General features: G+C 37.6%; 22 protein-coding genes and 1 pseudogene. 11 read left to right on the top strand and 12 right to left on the bottom strand.

Annotation, left to right across the window (positions count from 1 at the left end; genetic code table 11):
* Positions 1-68 precede the first annotated feature (68 nt).
* Entirely contained in the window at positions 69-254 is a 186-nt protein-coding gene (locus QE429_RS20210) for a YhzD family protein (RefSeq protein ID WP_307289603.1), read from the top strand.
* Between the two features lie 44 nt (positions 255-298).
* On the opposite strand, the gene QE429_RS20215 is transcribed toward QE429_RS20210, so the two are convergent.
* The 5 genes from QE429_RS20215 to QE429_RS20235 form a co-directional block, all read right to left on the bottom strand.
* The gene (locus QE429_RS20215; protein WP_307289604.1) at positions 299-1,084 is read right to left on the bottom strand and encodes an enoyl-CoA hydratase; all 786 of its coding nucleotides are present in this window, start codon (positions 1,082-1,084) and stop codon (positions 299-301) included.
* Positions 1,085-1,229: 145 nt separating this feature from the next.
* The gene (locus QE429_RS20220) at positions 1,230-2,849 is read right to left on the bottom strand and encodes a long-chain fatty acid--CoA ligase (RefSeq protein WP_307289605.1); all 1,620 of its coding nucleotides are present in this window, start codon (positions 2,847-2,849) and stop codon (positions 1,230-1,232) included.
* 446 nt (positions 2,850-3,295) lie between these two features.
* On the bottom strand, positions 3,296-4,807 hold the full coding sequence (locus QE429_RS20225) for a coproporphyrinogen III oxidase (RefSeq protein WP_307289606.1): 1,512 nt from the start codon (positions 4,805-4,807) through the stop codon (positions 3,296-3,298).
* A gap of 168 nt (positions 4,808-4,975) precedes the next feature.
* Positions 4,976-5,845: a Cof-type HAD-IIB family hydrolase gene (locus QE429_RS20230; protein WP_307289607.1), complete on the bottom strand. Its 870-nt coding sequence runs from the start codon at positions 5,843-5,845 to the stop codon at positions 4,976-4,978.
* Between the two features lie 145 nt (positions 5,846-5,990).
* Positions 5,991-6,338, bottom strand: coding sequence for a YlbF/YmcA family competence regulator (locus QE429_RS20235; RefSeq protein ID WP_307289608.1), 348 nt, complete (start codon positions 6,336-6,338; stop codon positions 5,991-5,993).
* Between the two features lie 343 nt (positions 6,339-6,681).
* On the opposite strand from QE429_RS20235, the gene QE429_RS20240 reads away from it, so the two are divergent.
* From QE429_RS20240 to QE429_RS20275, 8 genes are all read left to right on the top strand, one after another.
* Positions 6,682-8,064 (top strand): YheC/YheD family endospore coat-associated protein, encoded by a 1,383-nt coding sequence (locus QE429_RS20240; RefSeq protein WP_307289609.1) that lies wholly within the window; start codon positions 6,682-6,684, stop codon positions 8,062-8,064.
* Entirely contained in the window at positions 8,065-9,168 is a 1,104-nt protein-coding gene (locus QE429_RS20245) for a YheC/YheD family endospore coat-associated protein (RefSeq protein ID WP_307289611.1), read from the top strand.
* Positions 9,146-10,510 carry a YheC/YheD family endospore coat-associated protein gene (locus QE429_RS20250; RefSeq protein ID WP_307289612.1) on the top strand — a complete coding sequence of 455 codons (1,365 nt, stop codon included), beginning with the start codon at positions 9,146-9,148 and terminating at the stop codon, positions 10,508-10,510. Before QE429_RS20245 ends, QE429_RS20250 begins: the two co-directional genes overlap by 23 nt.
* Positions 10,507-11,553, top strand: coding sequence for a YheC/YheD family endospore coat-associated protein (locus QE429_RS20255; protein WP_307289614.1), 1,047 nt, complete (start codon positions 10,507-10,509; stop codon positions 11,551-11,553). The genes QE429_RS20250 and QE429_RS20255 overlap by 4 nt, the downstream gene beginning before the upstream one ends.
* A 77-nt stretch (positions 11,554-11,630) precedes the next feature.
* A complete protein-coding gene (locus QE429_RS20260) occupies positions 11,631-11,840 on the top strand; it encodes a YheE family protein (protein ID WP_307289616.1) in 210 nt (69 codons plus the stop codon).
* A gap of 60 nt (positions 11,841-11,900) precedes the next feature.
* On the top strand, positions 11,901-12,092 hold the full coding sequence (locus tag QE429_RS20265) for a hypothetical protein (protein ID WP_307289618.1): 192 nt from the start codon (positions 11,901-11,903) through the stop codon (positions 12,090-12,092).
* Between the two features lie 120 nt (positions 12,093-12,212).
* Complete coding sequence (locus tag QE429_RS20270; RefSeq protein ID WP_307289619.1) at positions 12,213-13,121, top strand: PucR family transcriptional regulator; 909 nt, start codon at positions 12,213-12,215, stop codon at positions 13,119-13,121.
* 106 nt (positions 13,122-13,227) lie between these two features.
* Entirely contained in the window at positions 13,228-14,328 is a 1,101-nt protein-coding gene (locus tag QE429_RS20275; protein ID WP_307289621.1) for an ABC transporter ATP-binding protein, read from the top strand.
* Positions 14,329-14,366: 38 nt separating this feature from the next.
* On the opposite strand, the gene QE429_RS20280 is transcribed toward QE429_RS20275, so the two are convergent.
* Positions 14,367-14,609 (bottom strand): hypothetical protein, encoded by a 243-nt coding sequence (locus tag QE429_RS20280; RefSeq protein WP_307289623.1) that lies wholly within the window; start codon positions 14,607-14,609, stop codon positions 14,367-14,369.
* 252 nt (positions 14,610-14,861) lie between these two features.
* On the opposite strand from QE429_RS20280, the gene QE429_RS20285 reads away from it, so the two are divergent.
* Positions 14,862-15,065, top strand: a complete 204-nt coding sequence (locus tag QE429_RS20285) for an alpha/beta-type small acid-soluble spore protein (protein WP_026566044.1) — start codon at positions 14,862-14,864, stop codon at positions 15,063-15,065.
* 69 nt (positions 15,066-15,134) lie between these two features.
* On the opposite strand, the gene fumC is transcribed toward QE429_RS20285, so the two are convergent.
* Complete coding sequence (gene fumC / locus QE429_RS20290) at positions 15,135-16,514, bottom strand: class II fumarate hydratase (protein WP_307289628.1); 1,380 nt, start codon at positions 16,512-16,514, stop codon at positions 15,135-15,137.
* Positions 16,515-16,802: 288 nt separating this feature from the next.
* Here fumC and QE429_RS20295 point away from each other — a divergent pair, with 288 nt between their 5' ends.
* The gene (locus QE429_RS20295; RefSeq protein ID WP_307289629.1) at positions 16,803-17,423 is read left to right on the top strand and encodes an NAD(P)-dependent oxidoreductase; all 621 of its coding nucleotides are present in this window, start codon (positions 16,803-16,805) and stop codon (positions 17,421-17,423) included.
* 40 nt (positions 17,424-17,463) lie between these two features.
* Here the strand turns inward: QE429_RS20295 and QE429_RS20300 are convergent, their stop codons facing one another.
* From QE429_RS20300 to QE429_RS20320, 5 genes and pseudogenes are all read right to left on the bottom strand, one after another.
* Entirely contained in the window at positions 17,464-19,479 is a 2,016-nt protein-coding gene (locus tag QE429_RS20300; RefSeq protein WP_307289630.1) for an ABC transporter ATP-binding protein, read from the bottom strand.
* Positions 19,476-21,234: pseudogene (locus QE429_RS20305) on the bottom strand (ABC transporter ATP-binding protein). Before QE429_RS20305 ends, QE429_RS20300 begins: the two are co-directional and overlap by 4 nt.
* Positions 21,235-21,640: 406 nt before the next feature.
* Positions 21,641-23,671 carry a transglycosylase domain-containing protein gene (locus tag QE429_RS20310; protein WP_307289631.1) on the bottom strand — a complete coding sequence of 677 codons (2,031 nt, stop codon included), beginning with the start codon at positions 23,669-23,671 and terminating at the stop codon, positions 21,641-21,643.
* A gap of 369 nt (positions 23,672-24,040) precedes the next feature.
* A complete protein-coding gene (locus tag QE429_RS20315) occupies positions 24,041-24,493 on the bottom strand; it encodes a helix-turn-helix transcriptional regulator (RefSeq protein WP_307289633.1) in 453 nt (150 codons plus the stop codon).
* A gap of 117 nt (positions 24,494-24,610) precedes the next feature.
* The gene (locus tag QE429_RS20320; RefSeq protein ID WP_307289635.1) at positions 24,611-24,769 is read right to left on the bottom strand and encodes a FeoB-associated Cys-rich membrane protein; all 159 of its coding nucleotides are present in this window, start codon (positions 24,767-24,769) and stop codon (positions 24,611-24,613) included.

Genomic DNA, 24,769 nt, shown 5'->3' on the forward strand with positions numbered 1-24,769 from the left:
TTCTTTTGCACAATTTAGTAAATTATGCAAAAATAATAGTAAGAATTTTTAAATAAAGGGTGATTTTGATGAAGACCTATAAATTAACCGCGTTCGAAGCAAATGGTGAGAAGATTTTAGATGAGTCCTTTCAAGCAGAAAATGATACAGCTGCAAAAGAGCAAGGGGAAAAACTATTATCAGAGAAAAACTTATTAGCGAAAACACACAGATGTACGTCACCAAGTGGCAAGCTCCTACTTTTCCACTCATAAAAAATTGACGAGACTGACTCCTATATTTGGAGTCAGTCTCGATTTTATTTTCCTATAAAAACAGGTTTTCTTTTTTCAATAAATGCCTTGATTCCCTCTTGATGGTCAATGGTTTCACGCATTTTTTGCTGACCGTATTTTTCTAATTCCAGAACTTTTAAAAGCTGTGGTCGGTTTTTTTCAGCTAGTATTTTCTTTGTTTTAACCATGGCCTGTACAGGACGATTTAACCAATCGGAAACCCGAGCTTCTAAAGCTGACTGAAGATCTCCTTCAGCTACTTCTTGAATTAGTCCCCACCTTAAAGCCTCTTCCGCATTCATCATTTTCCCATCCCAAATGACCTGTTTAGCACGAGTTTCACCTAATCGTTTTTCTAAAAAGAAATGGGCTCCACCATCAGGTATTAAACCAATTCCAATAAAGTTCATTGCAAGCTTGCTCGTTTGATCTGCAATAATATAGTCTGTTGCTAATGCTAAGCTAAAACCTAATCCTGCAGCTGCACCTGTAATCGCACTAATTGTCAATTTTGGGATGCTATATAGGGTGATAATTAATTCACTAATGCAATCCATGACCGGAAAGAAATCGCTCTCATTCATATTAGAAAGCATGGTCTTAATGTCACCGCCTGCCGAAAAGGCTCTCCCTTTCCCTCTTAACACAACAATATCAATATCATCCGAATCACTTATCTCTTTCAGTTTACAGACTAACCCCTTAATTACATCTGCATCCATTGAGTTTAAAGATTCAGGCCTGTTCATTTCTAATGTTGCCACACGACCGTTTACCTGTAGACTCACTTTGTCAGTAACAAAATTCATTGTTTGCACACTCCTCCCATATTCTTCATGTCCAATACCATTATATATGGAATGAATCGGAATAAAAATAATATTTCTTTATATTTCGAATTTTCTTCACAAAAAGAGACTAACTCTTTTTTACTTTGAGTTAGCCTCAGAATCATTAGATTTCTCTTAGTACTTCTTTTTGGACCTGTTCTCGTAATGTCATTTTTAGAAATTTACCAACTGAAGTCTTTGGAATTTCAGTAAGGAAAAGAATATCATCTGGGATCCACCATTTCGCAAATTGGATCTTCAAAAAGTCAAATAACTCTTCCTTAGCCACTTTATCTTTATAGGAATCCTTTAACACCACACAAGCAATTGGTCGTTCCTGCCACTGCTCATGTGGTACGGCTACAACTGCTGCTTCAAAAACAGCTTCATGAGCCATCAAGGCATTTTCCAAATCCACTGAGGAAATCCATTCTCCACCACTCTTAATTAAGTCTTTTGTTCGATCCACAATCTTTACAAAACCTTCTTCATCAATTGTGACGACGTCGCCTGTATGAAGCCAACCGTCACGGAAGGCTTCTGCCGTTCGTTCATCTTTATAATATTCAGATGCAATCCATGGGCCTCGAATACACAATTCTCCCATTTCCTTCCCATCCCAAGCGACTTCTCCGTCCTTCCCGACGATCTTGATTTCAAGTCCCGGTACAAGTGTTCCTTGCTTCGCTCTTAACTCTAGCCTTTCTTCTGGATCCAGTTCTTCCTGGTAGCTTTTTAATGTGGAAATGACAACTAGAGGACTAGTTTCTGTCATTCCATAAGCATGCATAAACGGCACTTTGTGTCTTTGTTCAAATGCTTTAATCATCCCTTTTGGTGCGGCCGATCCACCGCATAAAATCCCTCTTAAGCTACTCATATCGTAAGAACCTTCATCGAGCTCCTTTAATAGTCCCAGCCAAATGGTTGGAACACCTGCTGTTATTGTCACTCTTTCCTTCTCAATCAGCTCAGCAAGAAGCTTTGGAGTAAAGTAAGGTCCCGGTAATACTAGAGATGTCCCAAACCATACCGCAGCAAAAGGCATTCCCCATGCGTTTGCATGAAACATAGGAACAACCGGAAGAGCAATATCCTTTTCACTCATGGCAGCACTATCAGCTAGTCCTAGTGCCATGCTGTGAAGAACTATTCCTCTATGGGAATAAATGACGCCCTTTGGATTCCCGGTTGTAGCAGATGTATAGCACATACCTGCTGAATCATTTTCATCGATATCATTTGGAAATTGAAATTCAGGATTTGCTTGAGATAACAGTTTTTCATAATGGTAGACTGGAGATAGTGAAGTTTCTGGAAGCTCATCTTCATCCGTCATAACGATAAAGGCTTTTACATTCTTAATATCTGGAGCACACTTTTCAAGTAATGGCAATATGTCTGAATCTACTAGGAGAACTTTATCTTCTGCATGATTAATAATGTAGGAAATATGCTGAGGGGAGAGTCTAATGTTGATGGTGTGGAGAACAGCACCCATACAAGGTATAGCAAAGTAAGCTTCTAGGTGGCGATGATGATTCCATGCCATTGTCCCTACCCTATCACCTTTTTGGATTCCTAAATTTTTTAAGCTATCCGCGAGTCGTCTCGTTCTCTCGGCTATTTGCTTGTAGGTTAGTCGCTGGATCCCGCTGGCTGTTCTTGAAACGACCTGTTTCTTTGGAAAATACTTCTCTGCTCTTTCAATCATTTGCGTCATCGTTAAAGGTGTTTGCATCATAGCTATATCCCCTCCATTAATGAAAGCTTCTTATTCATCATAGTATTCTATGATGTTCATCCTATGAATTATTCTTCATTCAGATAGCAATTTCCTTTATTAAGAACAAGACGTTAACAAAAAAGTAGATCTAGACCCTCGCTACTTCTACTTTTTCCTTCTTCTTGCTCAAAAAAGTAGATCTAGACCCTGGCTACTTCTACTTTTTCCTTCTTCTTGCTCAAAAAAGTAGATCTAGCCCCTGGCTACTTCTACTTTTTACTCCTTCTTGCTCAAAAAAGTAGATCTAGACCCTGGCTACTTCTACTTTTTTACCTCTTCTTGCTCAGAAAGTAGATCTAGACCCTGGCTACTTCTACTTTTTTACCTCTTCTTGCTCAGAAAGTAGATCTAGACCCTACCTACTTCTACTTTCATTTTCTGCAAAAAAAGGTTCCCTGCCTTAATTAAGCAGGAGAACCTTTTTCGGAGAATAGCTCTTCTAAAATTTTTATTTTGTCCTCTGTATACTTTTCAAAGCTATCATTATAGGTTTTAGGATCCTTTGGATTAGCAAAGTGAGTAATCTTTCCTGATACGGGATCCACAAATTTACTGGCTGCGCCGCATCCTAGACCGATGATGGTCTGCAGTTCCTCCATGATGATAATATTATAGATACTTTCTTGACTAGGGAGAGAATAGCCAACATTCTCTAGATTACCAAGGATGTTCTTCTGTCTATAAAGATAATATGGCACATATCCATGAGTTTTTGTCCAATCTTGAGCAAGTCCCATCATCTTTTCAACCTCTTCACGGTCTGCCACCTTATACTTCTCTTTGTTCTTTGTCATTTCCGAGGCACGCTTGAAAGACAACGTATGAACAGTTACGGATTCAGGCATTAACTTTTCCGTTTCGTCTAAAGAGTGAATAAATTCAGGAGTCCCTTCCCCAGGCAATCCAATAATTAGGTCCATATTAATATTATTCATACCCATCTCACGAGCCAAATGATATTTGTCAATCGTTTCTGTTACAGTGTGGTGTCTACCAATCGCTTTTAGTGTCTCTTGGGTATACGACTGTGGATTAATACTAATCCGGTCAATATTCCATTTCTTTAAGACATCTAATTTTTCAGGGGTAATGGTATCAGGACGGCCTGCTTCAACCGTAATTTCACGAATGCTTTCCACATCTGGAAAGGACATATACATTTCTTCGTAAAGCATATCCATTTCTTCAGCCGAGATACTTGTTGGTGTACCCCCTCCGTAGTAAACAGTAGTAATATGGATTCCTTTTTCTTTCAACCATAATCCGACATTTCTCATTTCATAGTGGAGCCCGCCTAAAAAGGAATCGACAGACCCTTGGCGGCCATTAATCGCATAAGCTGGAAAAGTACAGTAGGCACACTTAGTAGGGCAAAATGGAATACCAATATAAATACTCACTTCATTTTGAAGAGAGTAGAGATCTGGGATTACAGTAAGCTGGCGATCAACAATTTGCTGCATTAGTTCAATTTTCTCATCAGTAATTAAATAATCTTCCTTTAATTGGTGATGAGCCTCTTTTATTGGAACCCCTTCTTGAACTTTTTTATGGAGCAGTTTTGTCGGCCTAACGCCCGTTAGAATACCCCATTTTTGAATCATGCCAGTCCAGTCCTGCAAAACAGATAAGTATACATGCGCGACAGCATTTTTAATTTGTTTAAAATATTCCTTTTCTGTGTTTACTGGTAGCAACTCTTTCTGATATTCAGAAACAAAGAATCCTCCATTACGGTCTTTTAATTCAGCAGAAACTGAGATCGTCTTCTGAACATCCAATTTGAAATCTATTGTAATATCCGCTTCTTCATTCATTGCTTTTATGATTTCGGATTCTTCAAAAAACAAATTAGCAATTAATTGAAGTGGACGATTAAATCTTTCATCCTCTAACCCTATTATAGAAATTCGCAAAAAATCACCTCTAGGAAAAAGCAGGAGCGCCATAACGGGCGCTCTAGCTAATCATTCTTATTCTCCCTTTAGTGTACAAAAACAAGAAAATAAGGTCAATATGGTGGAAATTATTCACTATCTAGCAAAAAAAATATCAAAGGCTAATAGCCAATGATATTTTTAGGGTTAGTTTTTAATAATTTTCATCTTTCTTAAAAACTCTATTGGCTGTTGTTTTCGAAAATGTTCTTTTACCATATAGGCTACACCTTGTTCATTTTCCGATCGGGTTACCCAATCTGAAGCTTTTTTCACTTCAAAATCTGCATTCCACATGGAAACCCCAAGACCTACTGCCTCTATCAGCGGAATATCGTCTATTCCATCACCAATATAAACCATTTCAGCTTTACGGATACCTAGTTGACTTCCTAGGTAACTTAACCCATCTAACTTGGAGACACCTGCCGGGACAATGTCTAATCTTAGTGAATCAAGCTCAATGATATTGATTTCAGTATACATCTTACTTAAAGCCTGCTTTGCATCTAGCAGGTCATTTTTGTCTTCAAAATAAACCTCCATCTTCGGTGGTGTAACGGGCTGGTCATGTAAATATTCACTTAATGAGGATACAAACTGCTGAGAATAGAAAACTGGATCCCCCGAAGTAAATATTGTTTTTGCTATTAGCTGATTATTTAATTTAAATTTATTGGCGATAGAAAATTGTTCATGCACCAAACGAATTTGGCATGGTAACCCCTCTAAAAATCGAACAGTGTCATAGGTAATGTCCTCATTAATCCTTTTCACATATACCGGTTTTTCGATAGAACTTGCAATGAAAGCACCTTGATGGGTAATGAGTGGTGATTTTATTTTTAACGCCTTAGCCACCTTTTTGGCTGAAGGAAAACTACGTGAAGTTACTAGTGTGACATAAATGCCTTTTTGTTGTACATACTCAATAGCCTCTTTTGTTGATTTATGAATTTTTCCATTCGTTTGAAGAAGCGTGCCATCAATATTTAACGCGAGTAAGCGGTAAATCATTAATTTGCCCCCTGTCCTTGGTGAAATTGCCTTATTACACTTTTATGACTTTTCACTCTCGAATAGAACAGTGCAAAAAAAGAGAGTTCATGAGGGCATAAAAAAAGACCATCGGTTTCTAAACCGATGGCCCAAAATGGGAAAATTACATTTTTCCGTATAAATCTTCTAATGGTTTCATGATGATCTGATTTAATTCACCAATAATCATACTCATGCGTTGTTCTGCTTGCATAAGGTTTGCTATTTTTGGATTTTGTTGAACAAGTGCTACTGTAGATTGTGCCTGTTGAACTTCTTGCTCAGAAATCTCTTGGCCCATCATTTGTTTTTGTGAAAGGTTCATTTGAATTTGACGGAATTGGTCAAACATCTGCTTTGATTGCGGGTCAGCGTTTACTTCCTTATAAGCATTTTGTAATTGTGTATACTCAGGGCTTTGACGGATCGCTGTTTCTAATGCATAGGCGGTATCATACAAATTAACTGCCATTTTTGTTCACTCCTTTTTTTGAAGGCTCTGTTGAACTTGCCTGTTGATCTCCGCTCCAGGCACGAGCGGTTCGTGGGTGTTTCGGCGAGGCTCCTCGGAGAAACGCGCCTGCGGGGTCTCCCCTGAACCATACTCCCACAGGAGTCTTCGTGCTTTCCGCTCCAATCAACAGGGTAAAAAATTCAACAGTGTTCTTTTACACAGCCTTTTTTGAAAAACAATTCCTAACAACTATAACAAACTATTCGGATAAAGGCGAGAATGTTCAAATCACCTTACTAGAGATTTTACATACCATACTATATCAGCAAATACCCAGATTCGAAGTAAATGAGGAGTGAGTATGTCATTTTCTTTAAATACAGTTACCATTCATCCTAGGAAACCAGTAAATGAAAAAGATTTTTACCTAGAAATGTCAGATCCATTATTTGCTCACTTACAATTAAAAAAGGGGCAGCGTATTAACATTACAATCGGACAAGAAACAATAGACATGGTGGTACAGCCTATTAAGGGAACAGATTACGATTTACATGTATCAGAAGCTATCTATAAAGACTTTTTTCTCCCCATACAACCTTTTCATTTTCAAGCCGTGTATTTTCCAGAAAATCAAGAACTCTGTCTCGGACCGATTATCGGTCTGTTAACTGATTTACCTTCAACTAACCCTAGTGAAATACACTTCCGCTCCATCCATAGATTTTGTGAAGAGCTGCATCAAGAAGTAACCGAACGTGGTGGTTTCTTTTATGTTTTTTCATATGATCGGTTTATGGAACAGGGGTTTTACTTTGACAATGGCAATTGGATTGCTGCTAAGCTGCCTTTACCTAATGTGATTTATAACCGCGTACATTCTAGAAAACTTGAGTTGCAGACACCATTTCTCCAATTCCGACAAAGACTTGAGCATTTAATGATCCCATTATTTAATGACCGCTTTTTATCTAAGTGGGAAATCTATGAGCATGTTAAAGAAGCAAATCCGCTTTCATCTTTTATTCCAGAGACAAAGATTTTTTCTAAGGAGCATTTAAAAGAATTCGCTCAAAAATATAAGTCTATTTTTCTAAAGCCTATTCATGGGAGTCAGGGAAGAAACATTATCAAAATAATTAAAAGTGTAGCAGGAAATCACTATACACTCCAAACCTCCTTATCTACACAAATCAATGATTTAGTAAAGATATTTACCATCGAGGACATTTACCAGCTTTTAAAACCCATACTTAATAATCGTATATATATTATCCAGCAGGGCATTGAATTGATTACCCACAACTCCTGTGCAGTAGATTTTAGAGTACTTTGTCATAAAAACTTTCAGGACCAATGGAAGGTTACTTCGACAGTGGCACGTATTGCAGCTGAGAACGAATTTGTATCCAATATTGCACGCGGTGGAACCATTACAAAACCTCTAGATGCTCTACGGAATTGTATGAATCATCAACAGGCGGTAACGGCCATTGGCCTAATGAGAGAACTAGCAATCCAAACAGCTTCAATTATTAGCGGCCATTCTTCCGGGTTGTTTGGGGAACTTGGAATTGATATTGGAATAGATCAAAAAGGGAAGCCTTGGCTTATTGAAGTAAACTCGAAGCCTTCAAAGAACTTCGAGGATGGGTTAGGAAAGATCAGACCCTCAACCAAGGCGATTATTCAATTTTGCACGAAACTTGCTTTTGACTTTACAGATATAAAGGAGGAGCCTTAATTGATTACACTTGGTATTATGACATTAACCATAGATAGTGAGCATTCTTATATTACGGAAATTGCGAGTCATGCTGAGTCATGTCAGATGGAGGTATTCCGATTCATCCCCTCTCTCATTAACCCTCATACTCTTATGGTCACCGGTAAAAAGTATGACACCAAAGAAAAATCCTGGGTAGAATCTCAGCTCCCAATTCCGACGATTATTTACGATCGTTGTTTTTATGGAGACGATGCTCATTCCAAGCAATGTCTTCCCATTGTATCCTGGCTGAAGAGTAGAGAAGATATAACCTTTTTAGGATATGGGTTACCTAATAAGCTCGAAATATTTCATTATTTAAGAGATACCAACCTCTCATCCTATCTCCCTGTTACACAGGCAGTAACCCAGCCAAGTATGGTTGTAGAAACATTAACATCCATTAAAAGAGTTATATTAAAGCCAATTAATGGTTCACAAGGATACGGTATTTATTACTTAAAAAGAAATGAAAAGAGCTATCAAGTAAAAACAGAAAAGAACAAAAAAATAATCACTCGAATTTTCCCCAATGAAGCGAAGCTCCTTCAATGGTTGCATTCCCTAATTAAAATGCACGAATATCTTCTTCAACCCTATTTAGAGTTATCTAACGACGAATTAAAGCCATTTGATATACGTGTCTTACTTCAAAAAGACGCGGATGGTGTGTGGGGTGAGAGAGGTAGAGGAGTTCGTTTAGGTAGTACAGGAGGAATCTTGTCAAACTTAAGTGCAGGCGGGACCGTGTCTTCCTTTAATGAGTGGCTAGCAACTTTACCTAAAATCAAAGGAGAATTTATCCGCCAAGAATGTAATTACATTCTCACTCATCTGCCCCCCATCTTAGAAGGAAAATTTATGCCATTATTTGAAATCGGAGTGGATATTGGTGTAGCTAAAAATGGAAGCCTATGGATCCTAGATATTAATTCAAAGCCTGGAAGAAAGGTCCTCTTACAAACAAAGCCTGATATACAGGAGATCCTCTATCGAGCTCCTCTTCTTTACGGAAAACACCTTTCTCAGTTGGAACATACAGAAAGGAAGAACAGTTATGAGACAACGCTATCTCATTGAAGTAGTTGAAAATGAACAAATGGTTGTTTTTTGTCCACCAGCTATTATCCGGGATAAACAATTAAACTGCCTCTCTTTTGGTTCGAAATCAGTGGAAGTGGACTTCCTTCCCCATCCAGATAAAGAAGATACCATTGTTATGAGCAGGAGAATACAAAAAGCCATTCAACTTCCATCAATGAAAGTAACTCTCCATGCATTTATAGATCATCAAACCCTCTCTATTGGACCGCTTGTGGGTATTTTTACTGCAGGTTTTACACATGATGCAGAATTTCCGGTAGGTGACAGAACCACCTTTTTTTCTAAACTTCTATCTGTTAATAAAACGGTAGGTGCCCTCCCATTCGTTTTTGGAGAACAGCATATTAATTGGGAGCAAGGAACGATTGAAGGATATTTTTATCATCAACTTTCATGGAAAACAGTAGAAGTGCCATTTCCAAACGTCATTTATGACCGTCTCCCCAATCGGAGAAGTGAAAATAACCCCAAGTTAATCAAGGTGAAAGAGAGACTACAGAAGGAATATCTTATTCCCTGGTATAATCCAGGATTCTTTAACAAACTTGAAATTTATGAACGACTTCAACAGGACACATCGGTTACCCGCTATCTGCCCGAAACCCATCCCTTTACATCATTCTCAATAATTGAAACCATGCTATCTAAATATGGCCACATTTTTATTAAACCCCAAAATGGTAGTCTAGGGTTAGGGGTTCATCAAGTCATCTATGATAAACTTTCTGACGATTATTATTGCCGCTATCAAGACAAAGAAGGAATCAACCGATTACGTAAATTTACCAGTTTAGAGAAATTAATAAACACTGTCTTTGCCAATCAATCACTGGAAAACATGCTTGTACAACAGGGCATTCACTTGATTCGATATGATCAACGTTCTGTAGATTTTCGCATCCATACCAATAAAGATGACGTTGGAAAATGGCATATTACTGCCATTGCAGCGAAAATTGCTGGCCTGGGAAGTGTAACAACGCATACTCGCAGTGGTGGTGAAATCAAAACGGTTGAAGAGATTTTCCCTAAGGATGAATGTGATTTTTATATAGGAAAGTTAACTAATGCTGCACTGCTGCTAAGTAATGTTCTTGATCAATCGGTGGAAGGAATAATAGGCGAAATTGGATTTGATTTAGGGATTGATCGTAATGGGGAAGTTTGGCTTTTTGAAGCAAATTCAAAGCCTGGCCGCTCCATTTTCAGTCATCCTGCATTAATGGAGTTTGATTTACTTACACGTAAGCTCTCAATTGCATTTGCAGTATTTCTAACCGAGCAATCCTTATTACATCCTGAGGAACTTTTCAAATGAAAAACAAGAACGCTCGCCCATTAATTGGGATTGTAACTGCAAAAAAGTCAAATGGTTCGCTAGCCGGAAACGGTCCTCTTTTTATAGAATTGCAAAAAAGGCTTATTTCATTAAACGGAATAAGCTTTGTTTTTACTCCAGAGGATGTTGAAGAAGATTCAATCATAGGATATTGTTACTCTCCCGAAAAAGACCGCTGGATAAAAGACTATTTTCCATATCCAGATCTTGTTTACAACCGTATTCCCTTTCGAAAAACAGAACAAGATGGTCAAAGTCAAATTTTCTTTTCTAAATTAATCGAAAAAAAGATTCCTTTTTTTAATCCATGTTTTATTGATAAATATGAGCTATACGAATTGATGAGGATCCATGACATCCTGATGCGCTTCCTGCCAAAAACAATTCGAGTTCACCGCAAAGAGGACTTGTCTTCCTTTTTAATGAAGTACAATAGAATTTATTTAAAACCTTCACAATCAGCAAAGGGTAAAGGGATTTTCCGCTTAGAGCGGTTGGACTCTGAAGAAATTCAAGTTGATGGTGTGAATAGGTGCCAACACTTTTGTTCCTATGATGATTTTTGGGAGGAATGGAAAAAGGATCTGCTAGAAAGAAACTATTTGGCCCAAGAAGAAATTAGATCTGCACAATTTGAAGGTGCTCGATATGACTTTCGCATTTTAGCTCATGGTAACTATGATACCTATAGTCTTACAGGAGTAGGGATTAGGCAGTCAGAAAAACAAGTGATTACCACACATATACCATCCGGTGGGAAACTCCTGCCATACAAGCTTCTGCAAACAATTGAGCATGATCAATTTTTCGAATTGATTATTCCTCATATAGGAAAAGCATTATCAAGCAAGTTCGGCTATTTCGGTGAGTTTTCAATTGATGCATGTATTAGTGAAAATGGGGAGTATTATATTTACGAAGTTAACTCTAAACCAATGAGTTTTGATGAATCAGATATTGAAGAAAAAAAGATTGAAGAGCTTTGCCGATTATTCCTTCAGGTTTCCCATCAAAAAAGCTAGCTGAAAATTTTATTTAAATCCGTCTTTATTCACGGTAATCTATAGGTATAGGTTCATGAATGGATGGAGGCAATTACATGATTATGCATTTTCAATTCAAACCATTATTTGAAAACAAGAATATCCCTGGTTGGACTTTTTCTTTCTACTTTAAAAAGAAAAGATACTCGGGAATTTATCATCAAAATGGAAAAATAGAATGGACAACAGCAGTCCCTGAACAAGAAGATATTGAAGCGTTAACTAGTCAGGTACATGAGTTGATGCTTTATCATGTGTACGAATAACTGTATGAAAAGTGATCCTTTCCACAAACTATAATTAAAACAAGGAAAGGATGGGTGGCAATGAAAGATAGAAATAGTAAACCTGCAGATTCTGGCTCAGCATATGAAGGGCGTGATCAGGCCTTTATTGATGTGGACCGAATGATAAATGAAGGCCTATCTGGCGGTTCCGTTCATTCTCGCTATAATTCAACAAATATCGAAGAAGCACGTGACCTTCCTGAAGAGCAACCTCCATATGAGTGTGAGTAAAAAAATCAAGTAAAAGTTGAACCTTAACATAATTAGGTTCAGCTTTTTTTATTGTCCAGCTCCCTTTGATATAATAGAAGGAATCATTAGTGAAAAAATTTAAATAAAGGGATTTATACTATGTTGAAAAAATTATTGTTACTTTATGAAAATTCTATTCTGTATACTGAGAAACCAGAGACACCTCCTGAACATTTATATGTACTTTATCATGACGTTGAGAATGAATGGATTGGGATTCCTAAGACGGAGGTTAGTGAAAAAGAATTGACCTTATTAAAAACCCTCTATACATTAATGGATGATCAACCTTCCATTAGCACATCAACTGCCAATGGCTGGTATGATTTTTTATTGTTAGACGGACCACCCCCACGATACCCATCTGATTCTCATTTTCGTTTGATTCAATTCCATCTTAACAAGAATGTTACAAGTCAAATTGAAATGGAATCCGCATTAAAAGGGTTCTTCACAGAAGAAGTCAGTATCATTTGGGAAAGTCCAAGGCGTGGAATTGTTATTGAAGAGAAAAAGCAAATTTCTTTAACAGAAGAAGAATTAATATCCATGTCAGAGACATTGGAAAGTGATTTTTATGTCAAGATTTCTTTCTTTATTGGCAAATTCTATCCAATCTCTGATCAGCTTCCTTTACAATTTCATCAGGAGAAAGAATATTTCTCTTTTGGAATGTCCTATTTAGATACCCATGATATATATACCTTTGAGCATGTTTTTCCATCATATTTGTCTTCACAATTGCCAATCGAGTTAAAAGATCAAGCTATGAAAGGAATTTCTGAAGTTTTTATGGAGGACTCAGACCTATTCTCGACAATAAAGGTTTTTCTTGAAAACAATTTAAATGCCAGTTTGACAGCTAAAAAATTATACATTCATAGGAATACTCTTCAATACCGGATTGATAAGTTTACGGAGAAAACGGGCATTGGATTAAAAGACTTTTATGGAGCCTTTACAGTATTCTTTGCATGTCTACTTTTTGAGCAAAATCATAGAAAATAACAACATGCCCAAAAAAAGCGTTTTCATATTTGTGCAACCTGTCTATTCTGCTTTTTACAGTTTACCTGTAAACTAGCCTTATCAACAGTACTAGGAGGAATAACTAGTGGCAGAACTTAAATTAGACCATATTTATAAAATTTATGATAACAAGGTAACAGCAGTTAAAGACTTTAACCTACACATTGAAGATAAGGAATTTATCGTATTCGTTGGACCATCTGGATGCGGTAAATCTACTACCCTTCGAATGATCGCTGGACTCGAAGATATTTCAAAAGGTGATTTTTACATTGACGGAAAAAGAGTAAACGATGTCGCTCCAAAGGATCGTGACATTGCGATGGTTTTCCAAAACTATGCTCTTTATCCACACATGAGTGTATACGATAACATGGCTTTCGGTTTAAAGCTTCGTAAATTTCCTAAAGATGAAATCGATCGTCGAGTAAAAGAAGCTGCAAAAATCCTAGGATTAGAAGCTTACTTAACACGTAAGCCAAAGGCTCTTTCAGGTGGTCAGCGTCAACGTGTTGCTTTAGGACGTGCGATTGTACGTGATGCGAAAGTATTCTTGATGGACGAACCATTATCAAACCTTGACGCAAAACTTCGTGTACAAATGCGTGCTGAAATTGCCAAGCTTCACCGCCGTTTAGATACTACAACAATCTATGTTACGCATGACCAAACAGAAGCAATGACAATGGCAACTAGATTAGTCGTTATGAAAGACGGTATCATTCAGCAAGTTGGTTCACCAAAAGAAGTATATGAAAAACCTGAGAATGTTTTCGTAGGCGGATTTATTGGTTCACCTGCTATGAACTTCTTTAATGGTAAGCTAGAAGAAGGTAAGTTTGTAATCGGTAAAACTTCTATCGCTGTTCCTGAAGGAAAAATGAAATTCCTTCGCGAACAAGGGTACGTTGGAAAATCAATTATCCTTGGAGTGCGTCCAGAAGACATTCATGATGAACCAGTATTCATTGATGCATCTGCTGGTACAAAAATCTCTGCAACGATTGATGTAGCTGAGTTAACTGGAGCTGAACTAATGGTTTATTCTTCTCTTGCTGACCAAGATTTCGTAGCTCGTCTTGATTCACGTGCAGATGTTCACCCTGGCGATACTGTAGACCTTGCTTTTGATTTAAACAAAGCTCATTTCTTTGATGCAGAATCAGAAGTTAGAATTCGTCCTTAATATTCATGTCAAGAGGCTGACTTTAATCGTTAGCCTCTTTATTCTTTTATAAAAATAACATCATCATGATTACAGGCTAGACACCTGTATAGATGGGGACATTTATGTCCAGAATGGGTATCTGGGTACCCATCTTCCATTTTCATTAAGTCTATCTCCATATAGGGGCTATAATCATCATAGTAATCACTAACCCTTCCACTTTCCATCATTGGATTTCCACAATTTGAGCATAGTAAATGTACTTCCCTAAAGCCATTACACACTGGACAGATTGACATATACTTCATCCTTTTTATTAAGATTATTCTTAGTTTGTGTTAGATTAACTGCCCTATGTAGTGGAATAAATTACTAATTTATATATCGAATAAGTCTTCAAAAAAGATTCATAATAAACATTACAAAGCAACACAAACACAGCGGTGGATGAAACAAACAACCCTTTCCATTATGGGTTAGGCCTAAGGTGGCAATATTATGGTTCAATTCCATACTGACCCCAAAATTATTAAGAGGAGTGTTATTCAACTATGGCAAGTAACAACAACTCTAATCAACTTTTAGTACCAGGTGTAGAACAAGCATTAAGTCAAATGAAGTATGAAATCGCATCTGAATTTGGTGTAAACCTTGGTGCAGATACTACTTCACGTGCAAATGGATCTGTAGGTGGAGAAATCACTAAGCGTCTAGTAGCAATGGCTGAATCTCAACTTGGCGGATTCCAACGCTAATTTTTAGTAAAACCAAAACAAATTAATAATATGGCTAAGCCCTCTCCTTTCTGGAGAGGGCTTTCACGTTTAAATCATATTTCCAGGTTTTATCCATTTTTCAAACTGTTCTGGTGTTACATACCCTGTTTTAATTGCTGCTTCCCTTAAGGAACTACTCTCTTTAAAAGCAAGCTTGGCAATTTCTGCTGCCTTTTCATAACCAATATGTGGGTTTAAAGCTGTAACCAACATAAGAGACTTTTCCACATGCTCCTTGATTGCCTTCTCATTCGCCTCTAGTCCAACAACACAGTTCTTGTTAAAGGATTGTATTCCATCTGTCAACAGTCTGATGGATTGAATAAAATTATATATAATTACCGGCTTGAATACATTTAACTCAAAATTTCCTTGGCTTGCTGCAAAGCCAATTGTCGCATCATTCCCAAAAACTTGGCAGGCGATCATCGTTAGGGCTTCGCTCTGTGTGGGATTTACTTTTCCTGGCATAATGGAACTACCAGGTTCATTGGCTGGAATACTAATCTCTCCAATCCCACTACGAGGCCCACTGGCCAGCCATCGAACATCATTAGCAATTTTCATTAAATCAGCTGCTAACGCTTTTAGGGCACCATGAACAAATACAATTTCATCATGGCTCGTTAATGCGTGAAATTTATTCTCTGAGGATTGGAATGAATACCCTGTAAGTTGGGTTAACTCTTCAGCCACCATCTGACCAAACTTAGGATCGGCGTTAATGCCAGTTCCTACTGCAGTACCTCCGATGGCCAAATTAAGTAGATATTGATTTGCTTCATTAACCATCTTTTCGTTTTTCTCAAGCATGAATCTCCAACCACTTATCTCTTGCCCTAATGTCAATGGAGTAGCGTCTTGTAAATGAGTTCTTCCAATCTTAACGATTTTTGAAAAAGCCTGTTCTTTCTCTTTTAACGTATTTTTTAGTTCTATAATAGTAGGTAAAAGTTTCTCAGTAATCATCATATATGCCGCAATATGCATGGCTGCCGGGAAAGTATCGTTCGAACTTTGTGACATGTTAACATCATCGTTTGGGTGTATCTTCTCCAATGATCCTTGCTTTGCTAACCATTTGTTCCCAAGATGTGCAATTACTTCATTGACATTCATGTTGGATTGAGTTCCGCTACCTGTTTGCCAAACAACTAATGGAAAATGGTTATCGTATGTACCTTTATGGATTTCATCACATACCTGAGCTATCGCTTTCTGTTTTGCTTCGCTGAGCTTACCTAGCTTATAGTTGACTATTGCCGCTGTCTTTTTTATAAAAGTGAGCCCGTAGATTAGCTCGAGAGGCATTCTCTCGATACCAATTTTAAAGTTCTCTTTACTCCTTTGTGTTTGTGCACCCCAAAACATATCAACTGGTACCCTAACTTCACCAAGCGTATCCTTTTCTATCCGGAAATCATCCATTATTTTCACCCCGCTATAATTACTCCATCCTATATATATACCCAAATTTATCCAAGTTATTAAAAAAACTGCGAACATTTAGTCCGCAGTCTATGCTTTATAAATCGTATATCCGATATAATAAGAAAGAATTAGAAAACTACCGATTAATAATACAACTGAATACTCACCCATATTCATCCCACCTCACCATATAATTTACATACCTAAACATTTTTAAGTTATCATAGGGAGTCGGATGAACAAGTGATAAAAGTTACACTTTAGTGACTAAGGAGTGAATTTTTTGTGAACATTTGCCTTTTAGGAGCAACAGGTAGAGTTGGAACTGTTATTCTGGAAAATGCATTGAAGAACCAGTTATCTGTAAAAGTACTCGTTAGAGATCAATCTAAATTACAAGTAGCATCTGAGGGCCTTACTGTGAGAGAAGGAAATGTTTTAAATGAGAAGGATCTTGCCTTAACCATCAAGGGAAGTGACGTGGTTATAAGTGCACTGAATACAGATAAAAGTACAACACTTTCCGATTCGATGCCACTAATTATTAAACAAATGCAACACCATGGAATAAAACGTATAATTACAGTTGGTACTGCCGGAATTCTTCAGGCACGTTCTGCTCCCCATCTCTACCGCTTTCAATCCTCGGAGTCCAAGCGAAAGAGCACCCGGGATGCAGAAGAACATCTAAAAGCATATTTATTACTAAAGGAATCTGGTCTTGATTGGACCATTGTTTGCCCTACTTATTTGCCCATTGGAGAAAGGGTAGGACAATATAGATATGAAAAGGACTTCCTTCCGGAGAATCCATCCTCGATTTCGATTTATGACACCGGAGACTTCACTTACAAACAGCTTTTTACCAAAGAATTTATAGGAGCACGAGTAGGACTTACCTATTAAGTGAAAGGGGAATAACCATAATGGTTACTCCCCTTTCAAATTAACCAGCCAAGTTAGAAGTCCCCTGTTGAAGCTGGTACATCTGATAATACTTCCCCTTATTTGCCATCAACTCTTCATGACTGCCTTTTTCCACAATAGCCCCTCGATCTAATACAAGAATCTGATCCGCGTTTCTGATGGTTGATAGGCGATGAGCAATAATAAAGGTGGTTCTTCCTTTTTTAAGGACATCCATTGCTTTCTGAATAAGCGCTTCCGTTTCCGTATCAATACTTGAAGTAGCCTCATCAAGGATAAGAATAGCTGGATTAAATGCCAAGGCTCGAGCAAAGGATATTAATTGTCGCTGTCCGCTTGAAAGCGTGCTCCCTTTCTCAATCACAGGTTCATCATAACCATTTTCTAGATTTTTAAAAACCCTATCCGCCCCAACATCTTTTAGTGCCTGTTCCACCTTTTCCCTTGAAATGGAAGGGTCATTTAGACTTACATTCGAGGCAATTGTCCCGGTAAACAAATAAGGATCCTGTAATACAATACCCATATGATTGCGAATGGTTTGACGGGGAATACTTTCAATGTCTTTTCCGTCAATGCTTATTTTCCCTTTTTGAACATCATAGAAGCGGAAAAGTAAGTTCATAATAGAGCTCTTCCCAGACCCCGTATGCCCTACTAAAGCTATTGTTTCACCTTGTTTAGCCTCAAAATCAATGTCCTTTAAGACATATTCCCCTTCTTTGTAACCGAAAGAAACATGATTAAACTTCACACTTCCATTAAAGCGTTCAGTCCTCTGATTACTAACATTTTCTCCTGATTCATCCAATAATTTAAATACCCGCTCACCAGCAACTAACGCCTGTTCCAAGTTGGCAAGCTGATTTACGATACCTTGAACCGGCTGGAATAAGCGGTTAATATAATCAACAAAGGCATACAGCACACCCAAGGATATGACATTGGCTGGTAAGAGTGCTTGTGCACCAAAATACCATATAAAGGCAACAAATACGAGATTCCTTAAAATTCCAACCAAGTTATGAGAAGTTAAACTGTTTAAACTTAGCAGCTTATTTTGATATTGAAAATGTTCATTATTAAGCTTTTCAAACTCTTCTTTTGTATCCTTTTCACGACTAAATGCTTGAATAATACTCATCCCTTGAATGGATTCATTGATCATGGCATTTATATCACTGTTACGTGAACGAATAACCCGGTTATATTTTGAAGCATACTTTCTGTAAAGAAGCGTCCATACATACAAAATAGGTAATAAAACTAAACAGATGGCAGCAAGCTTCACATTCAGAATAAACAATGCTGCATAAATACCGGTAATATATATGACACTTGTAAAAAACGTAGCTAATACTGTGACATAAAGTTCCCGTATTGCCTCAGTATCATTGGTAATACGAGCCACAACTTTTCCCGCAGGAAGGTTATCAAAATAGTGAATAGGTAATCGTTGAATCTGCCCAAAAACATCTTCACGCATCTTCTGAATGATTCGATTAGCAGACTTCTTCAAGAAAAACCGTTCCCCGTACTGAAAAATAGCTGACACCACCAAAAGTCCAAAATATAGACCTAAGAGTGTAAAGATACTAGGAATTTCAGGCTGGTAAAAGCTTAATAGCTCTGAACCCTTTAGAATTTTCACCTGATATTCGGCCTTTTTGTTCCCTTTTTGAATCGTTAACTTTTCATCCTCTAAGCTTCTTTTCCCATCGAACTCAAGCTTTTGGTCTACGAAAACAAATTTTGAATCAACCTGCAAAATCCGAATTGATTTTCGTTTTTCATTATCACGAGTGAGATACTTTTCTCTAATATAATACTTTCCGTTATAATGGACTGCCTTGTTCCCCTTCTGGGTTTCATACCAGTCAGACTCAATCCCTATAATATGCTGGTCAATAATATTTTTGGCTATAAACGGTCCCGCCAAGTCTGTTACAACCGAGATGGTGAGCATGAACAAAGCAGCTAAGATAATTTTTTTATATCCCATGGCGTAGTTAATTAAACGGCGTCCTGTTGTCATGCTGTCACCCCACTTTCTACTTGGCTTTCAATTTGTTGGCGTAAAAATTGCTCCTTATACCACCCGTCTCTATCTATCAGCTGTTCATGTGTTCCTTCTTCAATGATTCTTCCGTCATCCAAGACAATTATGTGATTTGCATGCTGTACGGCCGACATTCGATGTGTAGTAATAATGGTTGTTTTTTCTTCCCGAACCTTACGGATATTATCAATTATCTTCTTTTCAGTTTTTGCGTCAACCGCGGATAAAGAATCATCCAGAATTAGAATTTCCGGATTTTTTATCAGTGCTCGTGCAATGGATATCCTTTGTTTTTGCCCTCCGGATAATGCCACACCTTTTTCACCAACAAGTGTCCCTAAACCTTCAGGAAGCATTTCTAGGTCTTTTCGAAATGCGGCTAAATCAATAGCATTTTCTAAGTCTTCCTCGTTTGCATCTTTACTTCCAAAAAGAATGTTTTCTTTTACACTTCTTGAAAAAAAGGACATGATCCTGTGGAACATAGCCAATCCAATCCCGTACTTGGTTAAGGGTTTGTTTCTCAATTGAAACCTCTGATATAGACAATTCACCTGAACCTAAAGGATACTGGCGTAGTAATTGTTTTATAAACGTAGTCTTTCCGCTTCCTGTCTTACCGACAATTCCGAGTGTCTGTCCCTGATACAGTTGAACATTAACATTTTTAAGATTATCAACACTAGAAGATGGATATCGGAAAGTAACTTTTTTATAATCAATCTGCCTAGCTGCTGCCACTTTAACCGGTTGAACTGGATCCCTTACTTCTTCTTTATAGCTAAGTGTCTCATTTACTCGATCAAGTGAGGCATTACCACGTTGCATAATATTAATTAATTCCCCGATTGCAAACATGGGCCAAATCAACATTCCTAAATACACATTAAAAGAAACAAGGTTACCCAAGGTAATCGATTGGTGGAAAACAAGATAGGCTCCGTATCCAATTCCTATTAGATAGCTAATTCCAACAAGTACCTTAATCGTTGGATCGAACAAAGAATCAATTTTTGCTACACGGATATTTTTTTCATAGACATCTTCTGTTAATTGATGAAATCGATCACAATCAGCATTTTCTTGAACATATGCCCTAATCACTCTTACACCAGCAATCGATTCTAGAACTCTGTCATTTAACTCCCCGAAAGAATCTTGGGCTTCCATAAATCGAGTATGAAGCCTTTTCCCAAACATTTGCATTAAAAGTGCCATAATCGGGAGTGGAATAATGGCTGCAAGTGTTAGCTTCCAGCTAATCATCACTCCCATCGTAATGAGTAACGTGAGCATCCAGACACTAGAATCAACCAACGTTAAAATTCCAAATCCCGCAGTAATCGAAATGGCCTTTAAGTCATTGGTAGCACGAGCCATTAAGTCACCTGTTCGATTCTGCTCATAAAATGCTGGGGTCATCTTCAATAAGTGTTTCATAAATCGGGATCTGAGTTTTCTCTCTATTAAAAATGCTCCTCCAAACAATCGATACATCCATACATAGGTAATTGCATAAGAACCGACCATTATCAATAAAAGAATACTAAGGTAACGCCATATTTTTTCTTTATTCATAACACTCATATGAATATCATCAATTGCCATACCAATTATTTTTGGTGGTATAACATCTAAGAGTCCTACTAATATCAAAAGTGAAATTGCTACCACATATCTCTTCCAGTTTTCTTTAAAGAACCATCCTAATTTTTTTAATACCGAAAACATTTCCTTACTCCCCCTTTGTTAAACTATCCGCCCTCTGTCTCTTGTAAGGTGTGTGTTAGTCTTACTTCAGAAATAATAAACATTGCTCATTCCTCCTAAAATTTTTAATTTATAAAAAAAGGCATACTGCAAAAAGTGCAGTATGCCTCCTTCTAAAATGGGACAAAAAAACACAGGTTGCCGGATTATGTGAAAGCAACCTGTGTTTGGTTTAATTACGTCAAACAAAAAATAATCAATAAATATTTTTTGATGGTACGGTTACATTCAAATATTCAGTTGCTGAATTTAATTTGCTCTTTCTCATTTTGTAACCCTCCATTTCCTTTTTTTTCTTCCATTGTTAGATTATCACTTGTTAATTTTAAAGTCAATTCCCATTTTTCTGAACTATTCTTACTTCTTTTTAATGGCCCTTGTCTTTTCCTTTATTCTTGTGCTTTTTATCCCATTTATCTTTTTGTTTATTCCATTTATCTTCCCATTTTTGTAATTCGTTATTAAACTTCTCTTGTAGTCCCCATTTGCTCTCTTCTTCTTTCTTTTTCTTCTCAATCAGAGTAGAAATGTGAGTCACTTTAAAACTTTGATTAGGCTGGTTTCTAAGCGCATCTGTCATTACTTCTCGGAATAACACCGCTGAACCTGTACCGGTAGTTGGAGTAATATAATGGTTTGCATCTGTTTTATCAAAGCCAACCCAAAATGCTCCAACTAACTGCGGAGTATAACCAACGAACCATTGATCTTTCAAACCATTGATTCCTTTTATTGGCACTTGCGTAGAACCCGTTTTCCCTGCTGTTTCTCTCCCAGGTATTTGCGCTGCTTTTCCAGTTCCCTGTTCCACTACACCGAGGAGCATGGTTGTCATATTATCCGTCACTGATTTTGATGTCACTTTCACTTTCTTTTCTTTCCACTCAGCGACAACTTGACCATCTGCATCAACAATCTTCTTGATTACATGTGATTCAATACGAACTCCATTATTAGGAAACACAGAAAAGGCTTCTGCCATGTTAATAGGGGAAACTCCCTTATGCAATCCTCCAAGAGCAAGTGATAAATTACGATCTGCTTTTTCTAATGAAATGCCAAACTTTTTGATTGAATCCAGCCCTTTTTGTATCCCAAGTTGATCAAGTAGCCAGACAGCAGAGACATTTTTTGATTCTTTTACTGCCTCATACATGGGTACTTCACCCTCATATTGGTGGTCATAATTGCTTGGCTGATAACTTCCGAACTTCATTGGCTCATCCTTTAACATATCAGTAATTTTCCAACCTTCTTCAAGGGCAGGAGTATATACGGCTAAAGGCTTAAAAGAAGACCCTGGTTGTGCTTCCAATTGTGTAGCACGATTATAGCCTCTAAAGGCGTGTTTTCCTCTTCCACCGACAAGCCCCCTCACACCGCCAGTTTTTGGATCAACGATTACCCCGCCACTTTGAACAAGTCGATCATTTCCTTTTGGGAAAAGAGAATCATTTTGATAGGTCTTCTCCATTGCCGCTTGCACAGTTGGATCAAGTTCTGTATAGATTTGGTATCCTCCGGTTAATAAATCATCCTGTGAAAGACCATATTTTTTAATTGCTTCCTCTAAGACTTGATCCACATAATAAGGAAATTTCCCACGAAATGGGTCCCCACCCTTATCGTTTAAAACTACTTCCTCATGTAGTGCTTGTTCGTATTGTTTACTCGAAATGTATCGTTGATTTTTCATTTGTAATAACACGATATTACGACGTTCGGTTGCACTTTTCATATGACCATACGGATTTAAAGCAGAGGGAGCTTTTATCAAACCTGCAAGTAAAGCTGATTCACTTACAGTAAGATCTTTTACCTCTTTGGCAAAATATTTACTCGCTGCTTGTTTAATTCCATACGCTCCATTTCCAAAATATATCTGATTTAAATACATCTGGAGGATTTCCTTTTTTGAATATTTTCTTTCGACCGCAAGGGATAAGAAAACTTCCTGTATTTTTCTGTTCAGTGTCTTTTCAGATGTAAGCAGGGTATTTTTGGTTAATTGTTGTGTAATTGTACTGCCGCCTTCAACCATCCCACCTGCTTTAAGGTCACGGAAGAGCGCCCTTGAAGTACCGATTAGGTCGACACCTTTATGTTGATAAAATCGATGGTCCTCAATGGCAACGACCGCATTTTTCATTGACTCGGGAACTTCCTTAATAGGAACTCCTTCATTCTTATTTGCTGAAACCTTACTTGCTACTTTCCCATTCACATCATAAAACACAGTAGGCTGAGGCAGCTCATTTTTTAATTTAGATATATCAGCACTGTTTGCAAAATAGGAAATAACCCCAAAAAAACCTAGGATGATGAGTAATATAAATAAAATAATGAATTGAAGCAGATGCCTCTTTTTCCAGTTCTTAAAAATATCCTTAAGTATCATTAGATGACTTCCTTCTCTGTAAATTATGGCAAGTATAATTTTTGAAGATTTGTTGATTTTTATGACTGTATAAAAAATGGCTCTGTTTTCTTGCCTGTTATTTCCGCTCCAGGCACGAGCGGTTCGTGGGTGTTTCGGCGAGCCTCCTCTGCGAAACGCGCCTGCGGGGTCTCCCCTGAACCATACTCCCACAGGACATTGAATTGCATCTTGAATCCGCCCACGCACGAAGGAAATGCGATAGCATTTTCGAGGAGTCTTCGTGCCTTTCGCTACAATCAACAGGGTGTAATACTCAACATTCTCCTTTATCACAGCCCAAAAAATAAAAGATGGGCAGGTCCCATCTTTTATTTTTCTTCTATAATATTAGCTTTTTGTGATTTCTTTAAAGCGCTGTTTGCTATGTTTTTCGTCAAAACTACTAAAAATCCGATAGTTTTTTTCATCCAGGATTCGAAAATGTTTACTAAGGATATTTTGTTGGAGGACAAAACCGTTCTTCTTTGTCACGATTTTCCACCATACCCGGCCGCCTAATGTCTTTGTTCTACGAAAATCTATTCCCTCACGTGCCACTGTTTCTAATACTTCTAAAGGCTCGTTTCCAAATAAGAATTGGACTGTTTCAGTTTCACGGAAAAGTGCACAAATTGAAACAGCCGTAGACCAGTTGGCAAGAACTCTTCCCTTCTCAATTTGTACAAGTGTTTTCTTTGAAACACCTATAATTTCTGCCATTTTATCCTGAGTATAGCCTGCTTCCGTCCGAATAAGACGAAGCTTTTCAGAAACTTGCATTAAAATTTCATCCCTGGTCACATTAAAGCCCTTCCTTCAATAGCATCTAGTGTAATTTTACACAACTTCTGCCAATCATTCAAATTATATGAAAAAACTGCTATCCTTATTTGATAGCAGTTTTTTCATTAAAAGGTACTATTTATTTATTTGGGGAGGAAGTCCACACTGACTTGAGCAAGAATTTTTAAGTTCACATGCTGCGCATTTCCCTTTTTTGGACTTATTTATGAACTTGACTAAAGCCCATGTTGCGTATCCAAAAATCGCTGCACCAATAATAATATTGGCTATCAT

The sequence above is a fragment of the Bacillus sp. SORGH_AS_0510 genome (assembly GCF_030818775.1).
Classification (GTDB): Bacteria; Bacillota; Bacilli; order Bacillales; family Cytobacillaceae; genus Neobacillus.